Raw genomic sequence first — 19,036 nt, forward strand, 5'->3', positions numbered from 1 at the left:
AGTCACTTCCGGGAGAGTAGGTTGCCGCCACCACAGATTACAAAAGCTCCCCGCATTAGCGGGGAGCTTTTTTTGTGACCTATATCTACAAAAATATGCGAAAAATCATATTTATTAGTCAAATTGTAACTTAATATTTGTCTTGATTACCCTACCCAATTTTCATAAGTCTTCAGAACCAATCCAATGAAAACCGGGCATTTACCTTTCGTCTCTGAAAAACCAATAGTTCATCCGGGAAATTAGCCGCTTCGCGCCTTAATTATTGATAAAGATCAGGGAGAATTTGAACTTTGTCATACCTGTCTACTACCAGTGCCTATAAGAAACTGAGGAAACTATGAACTTTAAAATAGTTTCCTCAGTTTATGGCTTAAAATAGTCCTATAGCGTTGGAGATCAAAGAGCGAATTCTGTTGAAGGCTGAAGCTTTGTTTTGGAAATTCGGTACCCGTAGTATTACCATGGACGATATCTCCCGGGATATAGGTATCTCCAAAAAAACACTCTATCAGCATTTTACCGATAAGGATGACATTGTGTACCAAGTCATGCACTATCGGCTGGAGAAAAACCGCGAGAATGTAAGTTGCTACATGGCAACGGCTCGTGACCCGATTGAAGAAATCCTGCTGGCATCGGAGATGATGCGGCAACATTTAGCCGAAATGAATCCTGCCTTGTGGATCGATGTGCAGCGCCATTATCCAAGAGCGTGGGAAGTTTGTACGGAATTCAAAGAGAAGTTTTTGCTCGAATCGATTCGGAACAATTTGAAAAGGGGTATTGAGCAGGCGTTGTACAGACCCGAGATCGATGTAGAGATTATGGCCCGGTTACGAATGGAATTAATACGCATGGCATTTGACACCGATGTGTTTCCCAGAGGAGTAACGGCCATGATAGAAGTTCAAATTCAATTACTGCATCATTTTGTTCGCGGCATACTTACCGAAAAAGGAATCCTTATCTACAACCAATATGTTAAAGAACACCAGAATGACCCCGCTTCTACGACTTTGTAAACCCCTCTATAGTTTAGCGTTGACACTCGGTTTTTTCGGCTCGGCGGTAGCGCAGGCACCCCGTGAATTTTCGCTGAATGATGCGATCAGCTTTGCAACGCAGCAAAATCTGAATGTCAAAAATACGCAATTGGATGCGCTGAGTGCCGAAGCCCGTATTAAAGAAGTCAAAGGACTCGCTTTACCACAAGTCAATGTGGGCGGTACGGTTACGTATAATGCCATTATTCAGAAATTTATCTTTCCGGCGGGCGGTTTTGGTGCTTCGGCCGATTCAACCGGTGGCAGTACTGATAAAAATGCAGTTACAGCCATTCCTTTTGGTGTAAAGCTTCAGGGGAACGTCTCGGCCAACGTAAACCAGTTACTTTTTGATGCTTCGTATAAAATTGGGTTGAAAGCCGCTTCGACCTACCGGGAACTGGCCCAAAAGAACATTACGGCTTCGAAAATCAACGTGGCCGAACAGGTCGCTAAAGCCTACTACGGTGTTCTGGTCAGTGAAGAACGCATGAAGCTGCTGGATTTGAATATTTCCCGGGTCGATACGCTGTTGCGCGAAACCCGGGCGATGAATACCCAGGGATTTGTCGAAAAAATTGACGTAGACCGTTTGGAAGTACAGTTGAACAACTTGAAAACGGAACGGCAGAATGTGAAGAACCTGGTCGATCTGAGCTATTATCTGCTGAAATTTCAGATGGGATTGCCCATTAACGCGCCCATTCAGTTGACAGACCGGATCGAAACCTACAGTCAGAGTGATCTGGATCGGGCAGCGGTTTTGGATTCGGCTTTTGATTATGGCCAGCGCATCGAATTTTCGACCTTGCAGACGCAGATCAACTTGGCTGATTTAGACTTGCAAAGCATTGCAAAGCAGTATTATCCACGCCTGACGGCGGCCGCGACCTATGGGCATAACAATGGCCGGAACAGTTTTGGTGATTTCTGGACGACCCAATGGTTCAATTCGGCGGCTATTTCGGTAAACCTAAATATCCCGGTTTTTGACGGGTTTCAGAAACGCTATGCAGCCCAGCAACGGAAAATAACCGTCGATAAGGCCCGTCAAAGTGGCGAACTGCTCAAAAATTCGATTGATCTGCAAATTCGGCAGGCAACCGTTATGTTGTCGAACAACCTCCAGACGCTCCAAAACCAGAAACGGAATTTGGATCTGGCGCAGGAAATCGTACGGGTTACCCGAATTAAATACAAGGAAGGCGTTGGTTCGAACATCGAAGTATTGAATGCTGAAACCTCTTTTCGGGAATCACAAACCAATTATTTCGCTTCGCTGCTGGACTACATGATCACGAAAGTCGATCTCGATAAAGCCTTAGGAAAATTGTACACCGGTCAGTAATCTCCCTTCACATTCACACTGTTCAAAGCAGTTTTATTGATAACCCCTATGAAAGCATACTACATCATCGGATTGGCAACCTCCTTACTTCTTTCCTGCTCATCGGAAAAGAAGTCTGATTTGGCGTCTAAAAAGCAGGAATTGGCTGATCTGAAAACACAGCAGACTGAACTGACCACCAAAATCAAGGCGCTGGAATCGGAAGTGGCCAAACTGGATCCGACCCAGGCTGAGCAGGTTAAAGTAAAAGAGGTGGTGGTGGCTCCCTTGTCGGCAACCACGTTCAAGCATTTTGTGGAATTGCAAGGTACGATCGATGCCAAGAATAATGTCCAGGTAACGCCGAAATCGGGCGGGGCCGTTACGGCGGTTTATGTCAAGGAAGGCGATGCGGTGAAAGCAGGAACGGTTTTGGCTAAAATCGACGATCAGATTCTGCGCGAATCTGTTGAAGAAGTTCGGAACCAATTGTCGTTAGCCAACACGGTTTTTGAAAAGCAGGCCAGCCTCTGGAAGCAGCAGATCGGTACGGAAATTCAGTATCTGCAGGCTAAAAACAACAAGGAAGGGCTGGAGAAACGCCTGGCTACATTGAACGTCCAACTGTCGCAATCGAGTGTGACCTCGCCAATTTCGGGCATCGTAGACCAGGTGAATGTAAAAACCGGTGAAACAGCCATGCCAGGGATGGGCATTGTTCGGGTGGTGAACCTGTCGCAGTTGAAAGTGGTCGCCAAGGTGGCCGATTCGTATGCTGGTAGCGTTCGGAAAGGGGATGCTGTCGTCGTGCGTTTCCCGGACATTAACAAAGAACTCACCACCCGCATCAGCTTCGTTTCGACAACCGTCGATCCATTGTCCCGGACGTTCAGCATCGAAGCCCCGCTGCCATCGGACAACAGCCTGAAACCGAACATGCTGGCACAGGTGAAGATCAACGATATTTCGAAAGCAAAAACGATCGTCATTGATCAAAACCTCGTTCAGAACACGGAAAATGGCCAACTGGTTTACGTGGCGGTTTCGGAAGGGAACAAAAAACTCGCCAAGGCCCGTCCGGTAAAAACCGGATTGAGCTACGGTGGACAAGTTGAAATTATTACCGGGCTGAATTCCGGCGATCAGCTCATTACGCAAGGCTATCAGGAGTTAGTTGATGGACAACCGATAAATTTCTAAAAACAGATCGGCGCCCGGATTGAACTGCAATTCAGGCGCCGATCCCATCTGACCAAGGCCATGAAATTTGAACAATACAAAACCCTCGGTTTTACCAACTGGTGCGTCGAAAACCGGACGGCTATTTACATCTTCACGTTCATCATTACGCTGGGCGGGTTGTTTGTGTACAATAACCTGCCGAAAGAGCAATTCCCGGATATTAAAATACCGCAGATTTACGTCAACACCATATACCTGGGAACGGCCCCGGCCGACGTTGAAAACACCATTAACAAACCGATTGAGAAGCAGTTGAAGTCCATTTCGGGCGTTAAAAAGATCAAATCGAACGCGTTGCAGGACGTGTCGGTGATTCTGGTCGAATTTAACCCGGATGTTCAGGTGCCGGAAGCGTTGCAACGGGTGCGGGATGCCATCGATAAAGCGAAGCAGGATTTGCCCCAGAAAATGGATGCGGGGCCAACGGCGCAGGATGTAAACTTCTCGGAGTTTCCGATCATGAACATCAACCTCGCCGGTAACTTTTCGCTCAAGCGGCTGAAAGAATACGCGGAAGATATGCAGGACGCCATTGAAGCCATGCCGCAGATCAGCCGGGTGGATATTGTGGGCGCACTGGAACGCGAAATTCAAATCAATGTGGATTTGCCACGCATGCAATCGGCCGGTTTGGCCTTTTTCGACATTCAACAGGCGGTTCAGGGCGAAAACATCAACGTGTCGGGTGGTGAATTGAATGTGGCAGGTGTACGCCGGACGTTGCGCGTGAAAGGCGAGTTCAGTGAGATGAAGCAGTTGCAGAATCTTCAGATCCGGACGGCGACGGGTGCTACGGTTCGTCTGGGCGATGTGGCCGATGTGCAGGATAGCTTTGAAGAGCAGCAGGATTTTGCCCGACTGGATAACAAATCGGTTGTAACATTGAACGTCATCAAGCGCTCGGGAGCCAACCTGATTGCGGCCGCTGACCAGATTGAAGAAACGATCAAGGAATACAAGGCAAACCGGTTTCCGGCCGGACTCGACATTCGGGTGACGGCTGACCAATCGGAACGGACCCGCGCCGATATTCACGATCTGATCAACACCGTTGTGCTGGGCTTCATCTTTGTGGTGCTGGTGTTGATGTTCTTCATGGGCGTTCGCGACGCTATTTTTGTCGGTTTGTCCGTTCCCTTGTCGGCCTTGGTAGCCTTTGTCTGTATGCCCATCGTCGGGCCGGCAGTTGGCACCCTGTTTACGCTGAACACCATCGTTTTGTTTGGTTTTCTGCTGGGTCTGGGTCTGGTGGTGGATGATGCCATTGTGGTCATCGAAAACACACACCGGTTATTCAATGAGCACAAAGACTGGGACATCAAGAAGTCGGTGAAAGCGGCTGCGGGCGAGGTGTTCATCCCGGTATTTTCCGGAACGCTGACGACCATTGCCCCTTTCTTCCCGCTGTTGTTCTGGCCGGGCATTGTGGGTGAGTTCATGAAGTTCCTGCCTTTAACGCTCATTCTGACCTTATTTGCCTCCTTGTTTGTCGCCTATGTCATGAACCCGGTTTTTGCCGTCACGTTCATGAAACGGTACGATGAGGATAATCACGAAGACAACCAGGGCTTTGCCACGATTCGTCGGCCGCTGTTGATTCTGGCGGTTTTGGCCGGTCTGGGCTACGTGATCGACCGGGGTATTGGGAATTTGTTCCTGTTTGTGCTGATTCTGTATGCGTTCAATCACTATGTGCTGACGCCCCGCATTATCGTGCCGTTTCAGGAACGCTTGTTGCCAGCCTTAAAGAATGGTTATCGGAAGCTGATTTCGTGGATCTTGACGGGTTGGCGACCAATCTGGACCATCGTTGCGGTATTTATGCTGTTGGTCGGTACATTTTTTCTGATGGGTGTTTTCCCGCCGAAAGTAATTTTCTTCCCCAGCGGTGATCCGGATTATGTGTACGTCTACAATGTAATGCCGATCGGGACAGATTCCCGTGTGACGGATTCGGTGACAAAAATCATTGAGAAACGGGTTTTCAAGGTACTCGATGAGAATAAAGCAACGGATATTGTGAACTCGGTGATTGCCAACGTGGGTAAAAACGCGGGTGATCCTTTTAACCCCGACCGCTCGGCTACTCCGCACAAATCGAAAGTGACGATTGCGTTTGTCAAGGGTGAAAACCGGCACGGTCTGTCGACGGAAACGATCTTGAACAAGGTTCGGGCGGCCATGCAGGGCATTCCGGGCACCGAGATTTCGGTTGAACGCGAAAACAGCGGCCCACCGACGGGTAAACCGATTGCCATCGAAATTGCCGGTGAAGAGTTTGCCACCCTGCAAAAACTGGAAAAACAGCTTCGGCAACGGATTACCGCATCCGGCATCAAAGGAATCGACCAGTTGAAGTCAGATTTGATTACGAACAAACCGGAAATCGTCATCAACATCGACCGTGATAAAGCCGAGCGTGAAGGCATTTCATCGTCGCAGATTGCGCTGGCGGTTCGGACGGCCTTGTTTGGTACGGAAGTATCAAAATTCCGGGATGCGAAGGATGAATACCCGATCATGGTTCGTCTGAAACAGGACGACCGCAGTCAGATCGAACGACTGTTGAGTCTGAACATTGTTTACCGCGACATGAATGCGGGGGGGCAGCTTCGTCAGGTTCCGATTCAGTCGGTAGCCAACATTGCCTATTCGACGACCTTTAGCCAGATTAACCGGATCAATCAGGAGCGGGTCATTACGCTCAGTTCGGATGTGGTGCCAGGTTACAATGCCAACGAGATCGTTCAGGAAATTCAGGCTTTGGTGAAAGACACGGAGGTGCCGAACGGCTATACCGTCCGGATGGGGGGCGAACAGGAGGATCAGCAGGAGTCAATGAACTTCCTGGTATCGGCTTTCGGACTGGCCATGTTGTTGATTTACCTGATTCTGGCCACGCAGTTCAACTCCGCCGTGAAGCCGCTGATTATTTTCTTCACGATCATTCTCTCGTTGATCGGGGTGTTGCTGGGCTTTATGGTAACGGGCAAAACGTTCTCGGTGGTCATGTCCGGGGTCGGTATCATCGCCCTGGCGGGGATTGTGGTGAAGAACGGTATTCTGCTGATCGAGTTCATCGAAGAGTTGCGGGGACGCGGGATTCCGCTGCGTCAGGCCATCATCGATGCGGGCGGGATTCGGTTGACGCCGGTATTGCTGACGGCTTCGGCGGCCGTTCTGGGTCTGATTCCGCTGGCGGTGGGTTTAACCGTCGATTTTGTGGGACTATTCCAAAATCTGGACCCGCACATCATTATTGGCGGAGATAGCGCCGTGTTCTGGAACATTCTGGCCTGGACCATCATCTACGGCTTGACCTTCTCAACGGTTTTGACGCTGGTCATCGTGCCCTGTATGTACTGGGTGAATGAACGGATCCGGGATAAATTCAAGGAAAGAATAGCGAAGAAGGAACGTGAGCCGGAATTGGTAAACGAATAAGTAAAGTACTAACTGTAAACCAAAAACCCACAGTGTCTGTTAACGCTGTGGGTTTTCTTTATGCACCATTATGAATCGTATCGTTCTTTTTTTCGTCGTTTCTGCCATCTTATTGCTCATTGACTGGTACGTATTTCAAGCCATCAAAACCGTCACCCGGTCGGCCACCGAAAACACCCAGCGGATGGTCTCGATGCTTTACTGGGGATTTACGGGCGTCACCATCGTTACCTACCTGACCATGCAGTTGTTACCACCCGATGCCGTTGGCCGGGTAGCCCGCGGTTTTATCTGGACGGCCATTCTGATTCCCTATTTTTCGAAAGTTTTTGCCGTTCTGTTCATTTTCGTGGACGATCTGGGCCGTTTTGTACGCTGGGTGGCTTCACTGTTCTACAGCCCTGACATCCGGGCCGCGGTCAACGACACGTCGCAGCCCAACATTCCGGCTACGAACGTCATTCCGCGCTCCGAATTTCTGATGAAAACCGCCCTCATTGCGGGGGCCGTGCCGCTGGTGGCGTTTACCTACGGAATTGTTTCCGGCGCACACGATTACCGCATCCGGCGCATCCGGCTGTCGCTCAAAAACCTGCCATCGGGTTTTGATGGAATGAAAATTGCCCAGCTTTCGGATATTCATTCCGGCAGTTTTTTCAATAAAGTGGCCGTGAAGGGGGGCGTTGACATGCTGCTGCGCGAAAAACCGGATGTTGTCTTTTTTACCGGCGATCTGGTGAACAACACGGCGGATGAGGTAGAAAATTACATCGACATCTTCAATAAAGTGAAAGCCCCGATGGGCGTCTATTCGACTTTGGGCAACCACGACTACGGCGATTACGTAAACTGGCCGAATGCACAGGCAAAAACCCAAAATCTGAACAACCTGAAAGCGGCTCACAAACTGCTCGGTTGGGATCTGTTGATGGACGAAAACCGCATTTTAGAACAAAACGGCGACAAAATCGCTTTAGTAGGTATCCAGAACTGGGGTTCGGGGCGTTGGCCCAAATACGGCAATCTGGAGAAGGCCCGCCAGGGAACGGAAGACGCCCCGGTGAAATTGTTGCTCTCCCACGATCCCAGCCATTGGGATGCCCAGGTACGGCCGCAATTTTCGGATATCGACGTCATGTTTGCCGGTCATACTCACGGGATGCAGTTTGGAGTTGAAATCGGAAACGTCCGCTGGAGTCCGTCGCAATACGTCTATAAACAATGGGCGGGTTTGTATCAGGAGGGTGAGCAATATCTCTATGTGAATCGTGGATACGGGTATTTGGGCTATCCGGGCCGGGTCGGAATTTTACCGGAAATCACCATTTTTGAATTGAAAAAAGCATAAACCTTCTTGATGATGAAAAAGATTTTTCTACTGGCCTGCGGACTTTTCGGCTCGCTGACCTTGTATGCCCAGGCTCCGTCCTGCTGCGACCAGCCGGTTGCTCAGGTCTCGAATGACATGGCTTTGCTGGCCAGTAACCAATCGTTTGTGATGCTGCACGAAGAACCACTTCCGTTCACCTACCAGAGTGCGGCCGGTGAAATGGTGAAATTCAAAACGGCGGATGGCACCGAAGCCAACGGTTTTCTGCTCAAGGCGGCCAATCCCTCCAACAAATGGCTGCTCGTCTATCAGGAGTGGTGGGGTCTGAATGACTACATCAAGCAGGAAGCCGAAAAACTCTACAATGACCTGAAAGATGTGAACGTGCTGGCGGTTGACATGTACGATGGCAAAGTCGCCACCACGCGCGAAGAAGCTTCGAAACTGGTGCAGGTGCCGCGCGAACGGCTGGGGGCGATCATGCAGGGTGCGATTTCCTATGTAGGACCACAGGCGCAGATTGCCAGTGTCGGCTGGTGTTTCGGTGGAGGCATGTCGCTGCAATCGGCCATTCTGGGCGGGAAGCAAACCGTTGGCTGTGTGATGTATTATGGACAACCGGAAAAGAACGTGGAGCGGTTGAAAATGCTGAATACTGACGTGTTGGGCATTTTTGGTGCTAAAGACTCCGGGATTCCGCCCGCAACCGTGGCCGAGTTTGAGAAAAACATGAAGGAAGCCGGTAAGCAAACGACCATCCAGATGTATGATGCGCCCCACGCTTTTGCCAATCCAAGCAATCCGGGTTTCAATAAGGAAGCCACGGCGGATGCGTACCAGATTACCTTGAATTATCTGAAAACCAAGCTAAAAGTCTAGCTGTGGGTTTGAGGGTTGATTCCGAAAAACGAACAACTTTTTCGATTTATGCGTTAAACCTATGTGTACCAAACGAGTCTAACAGGCATTGATAAAGTGAACCTGTAGACTGTTATCATCATGAAAACGCGTAATCTGATTTCAATGCTGGCGATTGTCCTGATCGGTTCCGTCCTGACCAGTTGCGCGCCCTCAGTGGGTGTCGGAGTTAGGACTGATTATGGTTATGGACCCAGTTATGGTTATAATCCTTATCGATACGGATACCGTCAACCGCCGATCATTGTAACCCCTCCACCGAGGGTCTATTACAGATCGCAGCCCAGACGGTACCGCGAACCGCAGTACCGTAACAGTTATCGAAATAGCTACCGTCGCGGGGCTCCGCAGCACTACGGCTATCGTTCACAACGGAGTCGGGGACCCCGGTAAGAACTTCAAAAACCGTCTCGATAGGGGCGGTTTTTTAGTTTTCAAACCAGATTGATCCGGTAAATGAGTTGAAATCAACGGGGAGGACTAGAAAAACTTGCTCTTTTTTACGTACTTTTCGTAAGTCTTTGCGTTTAAAGATAGAGAAAGGCCGATAAAACGTATGAAAAAGCTATTGTTGCTGGGTATTACCTTATCTATGTTGCTGCCACTGGAAGCGCCGGTTGAAGCAGCCGTTGTAAAGTCGGCGCAGAGCGAACTAAAAAGTGAGTTAGTCTATAAACGGAAGAAAGCACGCGGTTATAAAAAGAAAAAAGGCTTCATGTGGGGATTATTTCGCAAGAAAAACGCGTGTGGTTGCCCAAAGTTTTAATTCGTACGGATCGTAAATTGTACTTATAGCCGGGGCAACCCGGCTTTTTGTTTTTCAGTAGGTTAATAAATTGTAAAATACTACTATTCAGCTAAAAAATCCGTATCTTTGCACTTTAATTGAAAAGACAAAAGAGAATAGAGAAAAGACCGGATCGTTTGCTGGTTTCTTTGCTCGCTTGTCTAAGTGCTATTGTCTCAAAAAAGTATGCAATCCATTCGCAACATAGCTATTATAGCGCACGTTGACCACGGTAAGACTACGTTGGTTGACAAAATTATTCATGCTTCCAAGCTCTTCCGGGACAACCAGGAGTTTGGTGACCTGATATTAGACAACAACGATCTGGAACGGGAGCGGGGCATCACCATTGTCTCTAAAAACGTTTCAGTCCGGTACAATGATGTTAAAATCAACATCATCGATACACCGGGTCACTCCGATTTTGGGGGTGAAGTAGAGCGTGTACTGAAAATGGCCGATGGCGTTTGCCTGCTGGTCGATGCGTTTGAAGGCCCCATGCCCCAAACGCGTTTCGTATTGGGTAAAGCCCTGCAACTGGGTCTGAAACCGATTCTGGTAATCAACAAAGTCGATAAAGAAAACTGCCGCCCGGAAGAAGTTCACGAGCAGGTGTTCGACTTGATGTTCAACCTGGGGGCAACCGAAGACCAGTTGGATTTTCCGACGGTTTACGGATCGTCGAAACAAGGCTGGATGGGCCCGGACTGGAAAACACCGACCGATAACATCACCTACCTGCTGGATACCATCGTTGAGCACATCCAACCTGCTCCCGTTACTGAAGGAACCCCGCAAATGCAGATTACCTCACTCGATTATTCGGCCTTTGTGGGTCGGATTGCCATCGGTCGGGTGGTTCGCGGAACGCTGAAAGAAGGCGCTAACATGGCGCTGGTGAAAGTGGGCGATGTCATTAAAAAAGTAAAAATTAAAGAACTGCAGACGTTCGAGGGCCTTGGCAAACAAAAGGTAGCGGAAGTGCAGTGTGGTGATATTTGTGCCGTAACCGGTCTGGAAGATTTCGAGATTGGCGATACGCTGACCGATCTGGAAAACCCGGAAGCCATCACACGGATTGCCGTCGATGAGCCAACGATGAACATGTTGTTTACGATCAACAACTCCCCGTTTTTTGGCAAGGAAGGCAAGTTTGTAACCTCGCGCCACTTGCGGGAGCGGTTATACAAAGAAATTGAGAAAAACCTCGCCCTGCGGGTTGAAAATACCGACAGCGAAGACCGGTTCCTGGTTTACGGACGCGGGATTCTTCACTTGTCGGTTTTGATCGAAACCATGCGCCGGGAAGGCTACGAATTGCAGGTTGGTCAGCCCCGGGTGTTGTTCAAATACGATGATCATGGCAACCGCCTGGAACCCGTCGAAACCCTGGTGGTAGACGTGCCGGCCGAAACAGCCGGGAAAGTGATCGAATTGGCAACGCAGCGGAAAGGCGAGTTGCTGATTATGGAACCGAAAGGTGACTTACAGCACTTAGAGTTTGAAATTCCGTCACGTGGGTTGATCGGGTTGCGTTCCAACGTCCTGACCGCCACGTTCGGTGAGGCCGTTATGACCCACCGTTTCAAGAGCTTTGAACCGTATAAAGGAGCCATTCCGGAGCGGATCAACGGTTCGCTGATTTCGATGACGAGCGGAGCCGCTACGGCCTATTCGATTGATAAATTGCAGGATCGGGGTGTTTTCTTTATCGAACCGGGCGACGAAATTTACACCGGTCAGGTAATCGGCGAACACAACCGTCAGAATGATATCGTGGTGAACGTGCAAACGGCGAAGCAATTGACCAACATGCGCGCTTCCGGTTCGGATACCAACGTCCGGATTGCTCCGAAAATCATGTTCTCGCTGGAAGAGTCGATGGAATACATCCAGAAAGATGAGTATCTGGAAGTGACACCGAAGTCGATGCGGATTCGCAAAATTTTCCTCGATGAAAACGAGCGGAAACGGAACCAGAGCAAATTTGAAATGGCCTAAAATTGAAAGCCCCGGAACACACACCGGGGCTTTTTTATTAACCGGCACCGACTTTCTTGATTCTACTTCCGCTCGCCCTGCGCAAATGAAAGGTTTCGGTCCGTCAAGGCGGTTTTCAGGGTTTGCAGTGCATTTTTTCCAATGCCGTGCAGTGCCATAAATTCCGTTTCACTTAGGTCGGCCAGTTGTTCCAGTGTTTTAATTCCGGCATTCGCCAAAGCGCGTTGGGCCGGTTTTGCCAGTTGATCGAACGGGTGGCTTTCAGCTTTTTCTTTCATATCGGGGTTTGTTAGTAACCCCCAAATGTACCCTCCCGAAAGTATACGAATGCGGTGCGAATGCGACACATTGCAGGTGATTTGCGTCAAGAACGGGTGGTTAAAGCTGCTTTACGACTTGTTAACCAATGGCCGATCAGAGGGCTATACACCGAAATGGATACGTTTTTTTATACGCACTCGACGGTTCATCAATTGCGCTCCGATTAGAGCCACGTTTGTTCCGTTGAACCAAATTTTTTCACGAAACTTTCATCGCCGATCAGCGGATTTAGGGTCGTAGAAACGTAAAGCCGATTGAACCGCAGGCCAGCTTACGCCAGCAACGTGCCTATGATAATTAAAGAGAGAGATTTCATACGGAGAAGAGGTATTTTCAGAAACTGAGCCCCAGCCGAAAAGCAATCCGGTTATAAACCCGGCTTTCGTATTTATAAATTTCATTCCAGCCGAGCGGTTTGTCGGCATTGGCTTCCTGCCGTTTGTAATTGAGCGATAGAGTGAAATTGGTATTCTGCGGTCGCCCGATTCGGAAGCCAATACCCGGAGCAATTACCCACCCGCCCCGGGTTTCATAGCCCGTTGGATCTTCGTTCAGCCACGCAAAACCGTAGCCGGTATCCAGGCTGGTGAACACCCGCAGGTTCTTCTGGCCCGGTTGCGCCAGATCGTAACGCACCCCCGCGCATACCGGCATTAGCAGGGCCGCATTGTACCAATCGACGCCCACCGTTCCGCCCACCGCCAGTTTAGGCCGGAGCTGAACACCATTAAACGTCTGGGCGGTGATGTTCTGCCTTTTTCTGACGCTTTCAGAGGCCGTATTGACGTTGTAACGGACTTGTCCGAACAAGACGCCGAATTCTGTCATGTTCGTAAAAACGGGCTTAAACGGGCTTTTTTGTGCGTAGAGCGGAAGCGCAAACAGGCACAGCAGCCAAACGGTTTTGCTACCAGTCTTTTTCATGGGGGAGTTGGTTAGCTGGCCGGATAAGGCCGTTGCACGGGAATTTTGCTCAACAGCTTCAACTTGCGCGGATTGCTGTAGTCGTATTGGTAAAAACCGTCCCGCCCGATCAGCAGCAGTGATTTCCCGAGCGGGATCACATCGTAGGCCTGAAATCCTTCCAGGTGCTCCAATTGATCGATTTTCATGGCATCACTTACATTGAACGTTTTCAGACCATAGGCTCCTTCGCAAATGAACAAATTCGGAAAGTCGATGCCCAAACCGTGCGGGTTTTTCATCGCATAGCTCTTCAGGAGTCGGGGACTATACAAATTGGACACATCCACCACATCGAGCTGATTGGTGAACCCCTGGCAAGTCGTACCCGAACGAAGCGTTACATAAGCTTTGTCTTCGTGAACTACCACCGGATCGCAAACGCGGGCATGATCGAAGGTCGACATCCGTACCGGTTTTTCAGGATTGCTGTTATCATAGATGTGCATGCCCGTCTGAGAACCAATAAACAGTTTGTCTTTATACGGAAAAATCGTTTCGATCCCCCATCCCAGCGTTACTTTATTGCCTTTCTTCGGATCCGATGGGGTTTTGATATCAAACAATTGCATTTCGGCCTGGCTGACAGTATAGAGGTAGTTATCATACAGCGTAAACCGGGCCATCGAGCCACCGGTTCCGTTCGTGCTGGGAGCGGGCGAACCGGTCGCACTGTTGAAATTTTGAATACCACCCCGCATATCGGCAGCCCAAAGGCAGTTGATACAACCGCCGGTATTGACACTGCTTTCGCAATCCGTATTGACAGTTTGCGTGACGTACTCCACTTTCTGATCATTGATGATTTCCTGCTGGGCGTTCAGACTCCAGTAACCACCATCGAACTGTCCATTTTGAAAAACATCTTTGACTCGGTTAAGCTCGCGGATGTTTTGCGGGTCGCTGATATCGAATGCTACCAGATCCATGAAACTGTCGGCATACAGAATGTTGTTGCGGATGGCCATGTCGCCGTTGCCCGGTATGCGTAAAAACGCGACGGTTTTCGGAGCCGACGGATTGCGGTTGTCGATCACGTGAATGCCTTCCTTGATCTCGTTAATCAGCAAAAAACCGTCTTTGGTGTAAATTTTCCCCGGATTGACCAGCGTCCGGGGTTGTTCAGCCTGCACACCCTGGCGGATTTGGGCAATGGTGAACGTTCGGGGTGTGAATTGTCGGAAAGTGCGGGTTTCTTTGCATTTGTCGGTGCAGCCGTTCAGCCCCACCAGCAGAACTCCGAGCAGGAAGTAAAGAGTATGTTTCATAGCAACAGGTTGTTTAGGGATATGCCCAACTGACCCTATTGACACTGAAAGAGTTGGAATAGAAGCATAAAAAAATTGCCCGGCAGGCAGAGCCGCCGGGCAATCCGGTTTGCACAATGAATCAGAGGTCAAAGTTTTATTGGAGGAGACCGGCTGGTGTGGATAAATACCGGCCTCTCTCCGTATTTTTCAGGTTGTATTACTTTTCTTTTTCGTACACCAGTTCGCCGGAAGTTTCTCCTTCAGCAATCAGTCGCAGCCGGTTACCGGTTACTTCGTATCGTTTTACGGCCTGCAGTTTTTTGAAATAATCGGTTTCAAACTGCATGGCATCCGCCGGACCGGCCATTTTGGTGGCACCAATGGCACTCATCTGCACGCCACTGGAAGCCGATGAACCCGTCAGCGTGGCAAAGTAGTGGTTGACCGATGAACGCCCCCCCACTTGGTAAGCCACCCGGTTGGTGATTTCGCTGCTCGCCGAATCGGGGGTCAGCACCAGCGTCACCGCAAATTTGGAAGCCGGTTCAATCAGTTTATAGGTACCGGCAATGGCGGTGGTAGACAGAGGTTGAATGGTGGCTTTCGTTTTATCGTTGCAGGAAGCTGCGATGAACAGAATACCGGCAACGAGAAGGGCTATGATTTTCATGGCAGTGTTGTTTCCGGATTGACGATTTTACCCATAAACAAGACTGAACCCGTTCCTTTTTCCGTAATCAGAAAGACAAAAGGACGATCGCAAATGAGAGAAGGCCCCGCCGAAGTAACTTCAACACCGATGCTGGTTACGGCAGCAGCCTCGGTTCCTTTCTCATCGACGGCTACATACGTATTTTGCTTCACGTAACTCACCTGCAAACCCTGGCCGGTGCTGATGCCTGAAAAATTGGCAGCGTTCGAGAAAGCCGACGGCATTCCCATTTTCGACAACGCATCGTTGAGGGTCGCTTCATACTCCATTGTAAACTTCGGCAACCCAACCGCCACTTTGCTTTCGCGCATGGTCTGTTGCAAGTCGGCCCATTCGGTTGCGCTCAGGGTGTTGATGATCGCATCAGCCGAGGAGCTTTCGGTCGGCACCAAAACCGTCATCGAATACGTTCCATCGCCATACGGCAGTTCAAAAGCTCCGTAGGTGGGGCGGAACGCGTGGCGAAGGCTGGTGGTCATGTTCATCATCTTCACCTGTTTCTGCGAACCGGAAATCAGGGTAAAGGGAGAATCAAAGGTGTTCTTTGTCTCAAACTGGTATTTCCAGTCTCCTTTGAAATACAGCGCATTGAGCAAAAACAACACCTGTTCGTCCTTAACTTCCTGAATGACTTTCGTGATTTTGGCGTTCGTATTGTCGCTGGCCCACTGGTTGATTTTGTTGATAACCGGGGTCGGATTGCTGAAATCTTCGCCCGAAATCCGGGCATTGAACGTTTTTTTCGTGGCGTCGAGGTACGACGGTTCAACGGAAAAACCGTTGCGGTACCAAATTGAATTGGCCAGTTTTGTTGTTACTTTCGGATCAGCGGTGGGCAGCCCTTTCAATAAAAACTCATAGGTTTGGTTTGCATCAGCCAGCGAAACCCCTTCCAGGTGCATCGCTTTTTTCATTTCATCCGCCGTCTGACCCGCGGCTCCGTTCAGCAATAGGCCGAGAGCCATGTGCAGACTCAGCGGTGAAACAAAAATATTTTCGTCCTTCTTCTGGTCTTCGTTGACGCGCTTCAGAAAGTCGAAGGAAAAATCATTAGTTTTTTGAGCAAAGGCACGCGCTTCCGGAGTCGACGTTAAACCGCCGGTTCCCGGATTGTCCGGTGTCGTATCGTTTTGGCAACCGCTTATCGTCAACAGCGAAACCGTTGCCATCAACAGGCTGGAAACAAAGGGTATTCTTCTCATCACAATCGGGTTTTGTTAAACCATGTGGAGCGCTCACAATACAAAGACCCGATCGGAAAAGAATTGGTTGGAAGGGGGGTGAAAAAAAGAGAAGAAAAATGAGAATTTGTCTGATAACTAACTTTTAGAAGTGGTAATTCAGCCCAAATCCAACCCCAACGGCCTGCGGGCGAACCTGGAGTTGCGCGTCTGATTGCGTACCATTTTGCAGTGATTGCTGGTAGGACCCCGTCAACGAACCGGACCAATGGTGGGTAGGGTGATAGCTGACGCGTAAACCGGCCGTGCCCGCCAGCGACATGGGGCGGTAGACCTGATCACTGGGATTGACTTCCAGCGCCCCATTGACCGTATTCTTTAGAAACACATTGGCCATCAAACCGCCCAGCACGGAATAGCTAATCTTATGTTCGGGCAAAATGTGATAGCCGATCTGAACCGGAACCTGCAAATACTGAAAATCGTTGGAAACAACCTGATCGGAGGGCACCACCACCAGCGAAGACGCATTCGTTAGATTATTTTTGTCGGCGTACGAAGGCAGAAAGTTTGTGTTCGGAGACGACGCCAATTGCGGAAGCGCCGGGCTACTGTTGCGGATGGCGTTTACGAGTAAATTTTCGGTTTGGTTCGTAAACACGTTGGTCACCGTTGCATTGTTCCGCGCCTGTGACCGGCCATTCAGATACTGAACGCCGGCTTCGACCGACCAGTGTTTGCTAAACTGGAGGCCAGAGCTGGCCTGCCACGCCATTGAAATCTGCGCCTGGTTTTGCAACGGAGAAATTGCCTGCCGACTACTCTGCTGAACCGCATTACTGGCAACATAGGCCTGATTAAAACTGGACTGAACGCTGGTCATCGGATTAAAGGACATGGGGGTTGCCGTTAGAGCCGCCCAGTACTCGTTTTTCGATCGGCCTTTTTCCTGCGGTTCGATCGTGGTTTCCGGAGCGCGATACCAGATGATCCGGCTAATCGGAGCCGGGTTCTTCAGGGCTACCAGCTTGCTTTTTATGTACGAAGCTTCGTAGGTCAGTTGCGTATCGGCAACTTTGCTGCCGGTTTCGTCCGGTAGGGAAGTTTGGATGGGTGTTGCTGTTTTCGTGATCCGTTCTGACGACGCAAATGTACCCGTCGTGAGGTCTGGCGAATTGGTTTCGGTTCCCCGGCTGGATTTGGAAGGTTGATTCGTCCGGCGGTTTTCAGCGATTCGAATCGCGTCAGCATTCGGCTGATGATCGGCCGAGGGGACGGTTTTCGGTTTCTGAGCGGCAAGCCCTTCCGGTGAAGCGGTTTTTCGTTTCCCCGTCAAAACGGACTGGTCTTTGATCATTTGATCAATTGTCGTGGCGGTTTCAGAGTGTTCCAGTTCCGGGACAACCGGCGTGCCGGACGGCGTATTTTTGGTGTTGGCCCGGCGGTTTGCGGCCAGGGTTTCATCGGTTTTGCCAGCGAATTCGGGCTGGCGGTCCGCGCTGGACGGGGTCGTCGCCGGAGTGGTTACTTTCTCTTGTCTGGCGAGTTGGTCCGCCGTTGCCCTGGGTGATAAACCGCTTTGACCAGCCACCGGCTGATTCGTATTCGTCATGTCGATGGACTGGATGGCCCACCAGCCAATTAAAAGGGCCATAACGGCCGCAGCCACACCATACAACCAGGGTTTTGCCCGGGGCCAGAGTGGAATGATCGGTTCCGTTTCTTCTTCGTCTAACCGACGCGCAATCCTGTCCCAAAGCTCATCGGATGGGCTTTCGGCAGCATCTTCGAAGATACTTCGCCACTCTTCATTTACTTGTTCTTCTTTTGAGAGACTCATTTCGGAATTGGACGCTCGTTCTGAATCTTTTGTTGCAGCAGCATGCGGGCACGCGAAAACTGCGATTTGGATGTACCTTCTGAAATATCGAGTAATTCCGCAATTTCCGGGTGCGTATACCCTTCAATGGCGTACAGATTAAATACGGCCTGGCATCCCGGCGGGAGTTCCTGCACCATCTTCAGTAGTTGCTGGTAGTGCAGACCCGATAGGCTGTCTTCCGTCTGCGGTAATGTATTGGGCGGCACGTCTTCCAACTCGGCCGGGTTTTGCCAGGGCTTCTGTTTGCGGATGTGCTTCAGTGCCGTATTGATCACAATGCGTTTCAACCATGCTTCCAGCGGGCACTCAAACCGAAATGTATCAATATGTTGGAACGCTTTCACGAAGGAATCCTGCAGCACGTCTTCGGCGTCGTCACGGTTTTTGGTGTACCGTTGGCTGACCACAAAGAGCTTCCTGGCGAATAACTCGTAGAGTTTTCGCTGAGCAGTTCGGTCCTTATGTCGACAGCCGTCAACTAACGCTCGTTCATCCAACATACTAATGCAACACTACTGACCCCAACGCAAGTCGGACGGTTGGAAAGGAATTAAAATAAATTTTGGCCTAACCCGCTGGCAACGAGTGAATATAATTTTTAGCCTGTACTTTTGAACAAATCTATTCCTGAA

At 49.9% G+C, this 19,036-nt stretch carries 15 protein-coding genes; 8 read left to right on the plus strand and 7 right to left on the minus strand.

What is annotated here, in order from left to right; translation table 11 throughout:
• Window positions 1–392 precede the first annotated feature (392 nt).
• The 8 genes from F0P93_RS15915 (at window position 393) to typA (ending at window position 12,095) form a co-directional block, all read left to right on the plus strand.
• Window positions 393–1,025: a TetR/AcrR family transcriptional regulator gene (locus tag F0P93_RS15915; RefSeq protein WP_225309510.1), complete on the plus strand. Its 633-nt coding sequence runs from the start codon at window positions 393–395 to the stop codon at window positions 1,023–1,025.
• Window positions 1,000–2,394 carry a TolC family protein gene (locus F0P93_RS15920; protein ID WP_150877602.1) on the plus strand — a complete coding sequence of 465 codons (1,395 nt, stop codon included), beginning with the start codon at window positions 1,000–1,002 and terminating at the stop codon, window positions 2,392–2,394. The genes F0P93_RS15915 and F0P93_RS15920 overlap by 26 nt, the downstream gene beginning before the upstream one ends.
• A gap of 48 nt (window positions 2,395–2,442) precedes the next feature.
• On the plus strand, window positions 2,443–3,573 hold the full coding sequence (locus tag F0P93_RS15925) for an efflux RND transporter periplasmic adaptor subunit (protein ID WP_150877604.1): 1,131 nt from the start codon (window positions 2,443–2,445) through the stop codon (window positions 3,571–3,573).
• Window positions 3,574–3,633: 60 nt separating this feature from the next.
• On the plus strand, window positions 3,634–7,059 hold the full coding sequence (locus tag F0P93_RS15930; protein ID WP_150877606.1) for an efflux RND transporter permease subunit: 3,426 nt from the start codon (window positions 3,634–3,636) through the stop codon (window positions 7,057–7,059).
• A 70-nt stretch (window positions 7,060–7,129) separates the two neighbouring features.
• Window positions 7,130–8,407: a metallophosphoesterase gene (locus F0P93_RS15935; protein ID WP_150877608.1), complete on the plus strand. Its 1,278-nt coding sequence runs from the start codon at window positions 7,130–7,132 to the stop codon at window positions 8,405–8,407.
• A 12-nt stretch (window positions 8,408–8,419) separates the two neighbouring features.
• The gene (locus F0P93_RS15940) at window positions 8,420–9,268 is read left to right on the plus strand and encodes a dienelactone hydrolase family protein (protein WP_225309511.1); all 849 of its coding nucleotides are present in this window, start codon (window positions 8,420–8,422) and stop codon (window positions 9,266–9,268) included.
• Window positions 9,269–9,863: 595 nt separating this feature from the next.
• A complete protein-coding gene (locus F0P93_RS15945; protein ID WP_150877612.1) occupies window positions 9,864–10,073 on the plus strand; it encodes a hypothetical protein in 210 nt (69 codons plus the stop codon).
• A gap of 207 nt (window positions 10,074–10,280) precedes the next feature.
• On the plus strand, window positions 10,281–12,095 hold the full coding sequence (gene typA, locus F0P93_RS15950) for a translational GTPase TypA (protein ID WP_150877614.1): 1,815 nt from the start codon (window positions 10,281–10,283) through the stop codon (window positions 12,093–12,095).
• A gap of 62 nt (window positions 12,096–12,157) precedes the next feature.
• On the opposite strand, the gene F0P93_RS15955 is transcribed toward typA, so the two are convergent.
• From F0P93_RS15955 to F0P93_RS15985, 7 genes are all read right to left on the minus strand, one after another.
• Window positions 12,158–12,373, minus strand: a complete 216-nt coding sequence (locus F0P93_RS15955) for a helix-hairpin-helix domain-containing protein (protein WP_150877616.1) — start codon at window positions 12,371–12,373, stop codon at window positions 12,158–12,160.
• 376 nt (window positions 12,374–12,749) lie between these two features.
• The gene (locus F0P93_RS15960) at window positions 12,750–13,340 is read right to left on the minus strand and encodes a hypothetical protein (protein ID WP_150877618.1); all 591 of its coding nucleotides are present in this window, start codon (window positions 13,338–13,340) and stop codon (window positions 12,750–12,752) included.
• A gap of 11 nt (window positions 13,341–13,351) precedes the next feature.
• On the minus strand, window positions 13,352–14,647 hold the full coding sequence (locus F0P93_RS15965; RefSeq protein WP_150877620.1) for an LVIVD repeat-containing protein: 1,296 nt from the start codon (window positions 14,645–14,647) through the stop codon (window positions 13,352–13,354).
• Between the two features lie 199 nt (window positions 14,648–14,846).
• Entirely contained in the window at window positions 14,847–15,299 is a 453-nt protein-coding gene (locus F0P93_RS15970; protein ID WP_150877622.1) for an META domain-containing protein, read from the minus strand.
• Window positions 15,296–16,543 carry a serpin family protein gene (locus tag F0P93_RS15975; RefSeq protein ID WP_150877624.1) on the minus strand — a complete coding sequence of 416 codons (1,248 nt, stop codon included), beginning with the start codon at window positions 16,541–16,543 and terminating at the stop codon, window positions 15,296–15,298. The genes F0P93_RS15970 and F0P93_RS15975 overlap by 4 nt, the downstream gene beginning before the upstream one ends.
• 124 nt (window positions 16,544–16,667) lie before the next feature.
• Window positions 16,668–18,362, minus strand: coding sequence for an anti-sigma factor (locus tag F0P93_RS15980; RefSeq protein WP_150877626.1), 1,695 nt, complete (start codon window positions 18,360–18,362; stop codon window positions 16,668–16,670).
• Complete coding sequence (locus F0P93_RS15985) at window positions 18,359–18,904, minus strand: RNA polymerase sigma factor (protein WP_114407768.1); 546 nt, start codon at window positions 18,902–18,904, stop codon at window positions 18,359–18,361. The genes F0P93_RS15980 and F0P93_RS15985 overlap by 4 nt, the downstream gene beginning before the upstream one ends.
• Between the last annotated feature and the right edge of the window lie 132 nt (window positions 18,905–19,036).

It is taken from the genome of Larkinella humicola, assembly GCF_008727875.1.
In the GTDB taxonomy this organism is placed as follows: Bacteria; Bacteroidota; Bacteroidia; order Cytophagales; family Spirosomataceae; genus Larkinella; species Larkinella humicola.

What these genes read in the sequence shown, in the direction of transcription:
- F0P93_RS15940 (WP_225309511.1), top strand. Translation starts at nt 8,420, where the DNA reads ATGAAAAAGATTTTTCTACTGGCCTGCGGACTTTTCGGCTCGCTGACC.
- F0P93_RS15970 (WP_150877622.1), bottom strand. Translation starts at nt 15,299, where the DNA reads ATGAAAATCATAGCCCTTCTCGTTGCCGGTATTCTGTTCATCGCAGCT.
- typA (WP_150877614.1), top strand. Translation starts at nt 10,281, where the DNA reads ATGCAATCCATTCGCAACATAGCTATTATAGCGCACGTTGACCACGGT.
- F0P93_RS15955 (WP_150877616.1), bottom strand. Translation starts at nt 12,373, where the DNA reads ATGAAAGAAAAAGCTGAAAGCCACCCGTTCGATCAACTGGCAAAACCG.
- F0P93_RS15925 (WP_150877604.1), top strand. Translation starts at nt 2,443, where the DNA reads ATGAAAGCATACTACATCATCGGATTGGCAACCTCCTTACTTCTTTCC.
- F0P93_RS15965 (WP_150877620.1), bottom strand. Translation starts at nt 14,647, where the DNA reads ATGAAACATACTCTTTACTTCCTGCTCGGAGTTCTGCTGGTGGGGCTG.
- F0P93_RS15930 (WP_150877606.1), top strand. Translation starts at nt 3,634, where the DNA reads ATGAAATTTGAACAATACAAAACCCTCGGTTTTACCAACTGGTGCGTC.
- F0P93_RS15945 (WP_150877612.1), top strand. Translation starts at nt 9,864, where the DNA reads ATGAAAAAGCTATTGTTGCTGGGTATTACCTTATCTATGTTGCTGCCA.
- F0P93_RS15975 (WP_150877624.1), bottom strand. Translation starts at nt 16,543, where the DNA reads ATGAGAAGAATACCCTTTGTTTCCAGCCTGTTGATGGCAACGGTTTCG.
- F0P93_RS15985 (WP_114407768.1), bottom strand. Translation starts at nt 18,904, where the DNA reads ATGTTGGATGAACGAGCGTTAGTTGACGGCTGTCGACATAAGGACCGA.
- F0P93_RS15960 (WP_150877618.1), bottom strand. Translation starts at nt 13,340, where the DNA reads ATGAAAAAGACTGGTAGCAAAACCGTTTGGCTGCTGTGCCTGTTTGCG.
- F0P93_RS15980 (WP_150877626.1), bottom strand. Translation starts at nt 18,362, where the DNA reads ATGAGTCTCTCAAAAGAAGAACAAGTAAATGAAGAGTGGCGAAGTATC.
- F0P93_RS15920 (WP_150877602.1), top strand. Translation starts at nt 1,000, where the DNA reads ATGACCCCGCTTCTACGACTTTGTAAACCCCTCTATAGTTTAGCGTTG.
- F0P93_RS15935 (WP_150877608.1), top strand. Translation starts at nt 7,130, where the DNA reads ATGAATCGTATCGTTCTTTTTTTCGTCGTTTCTGCCATCTTATTGCTC.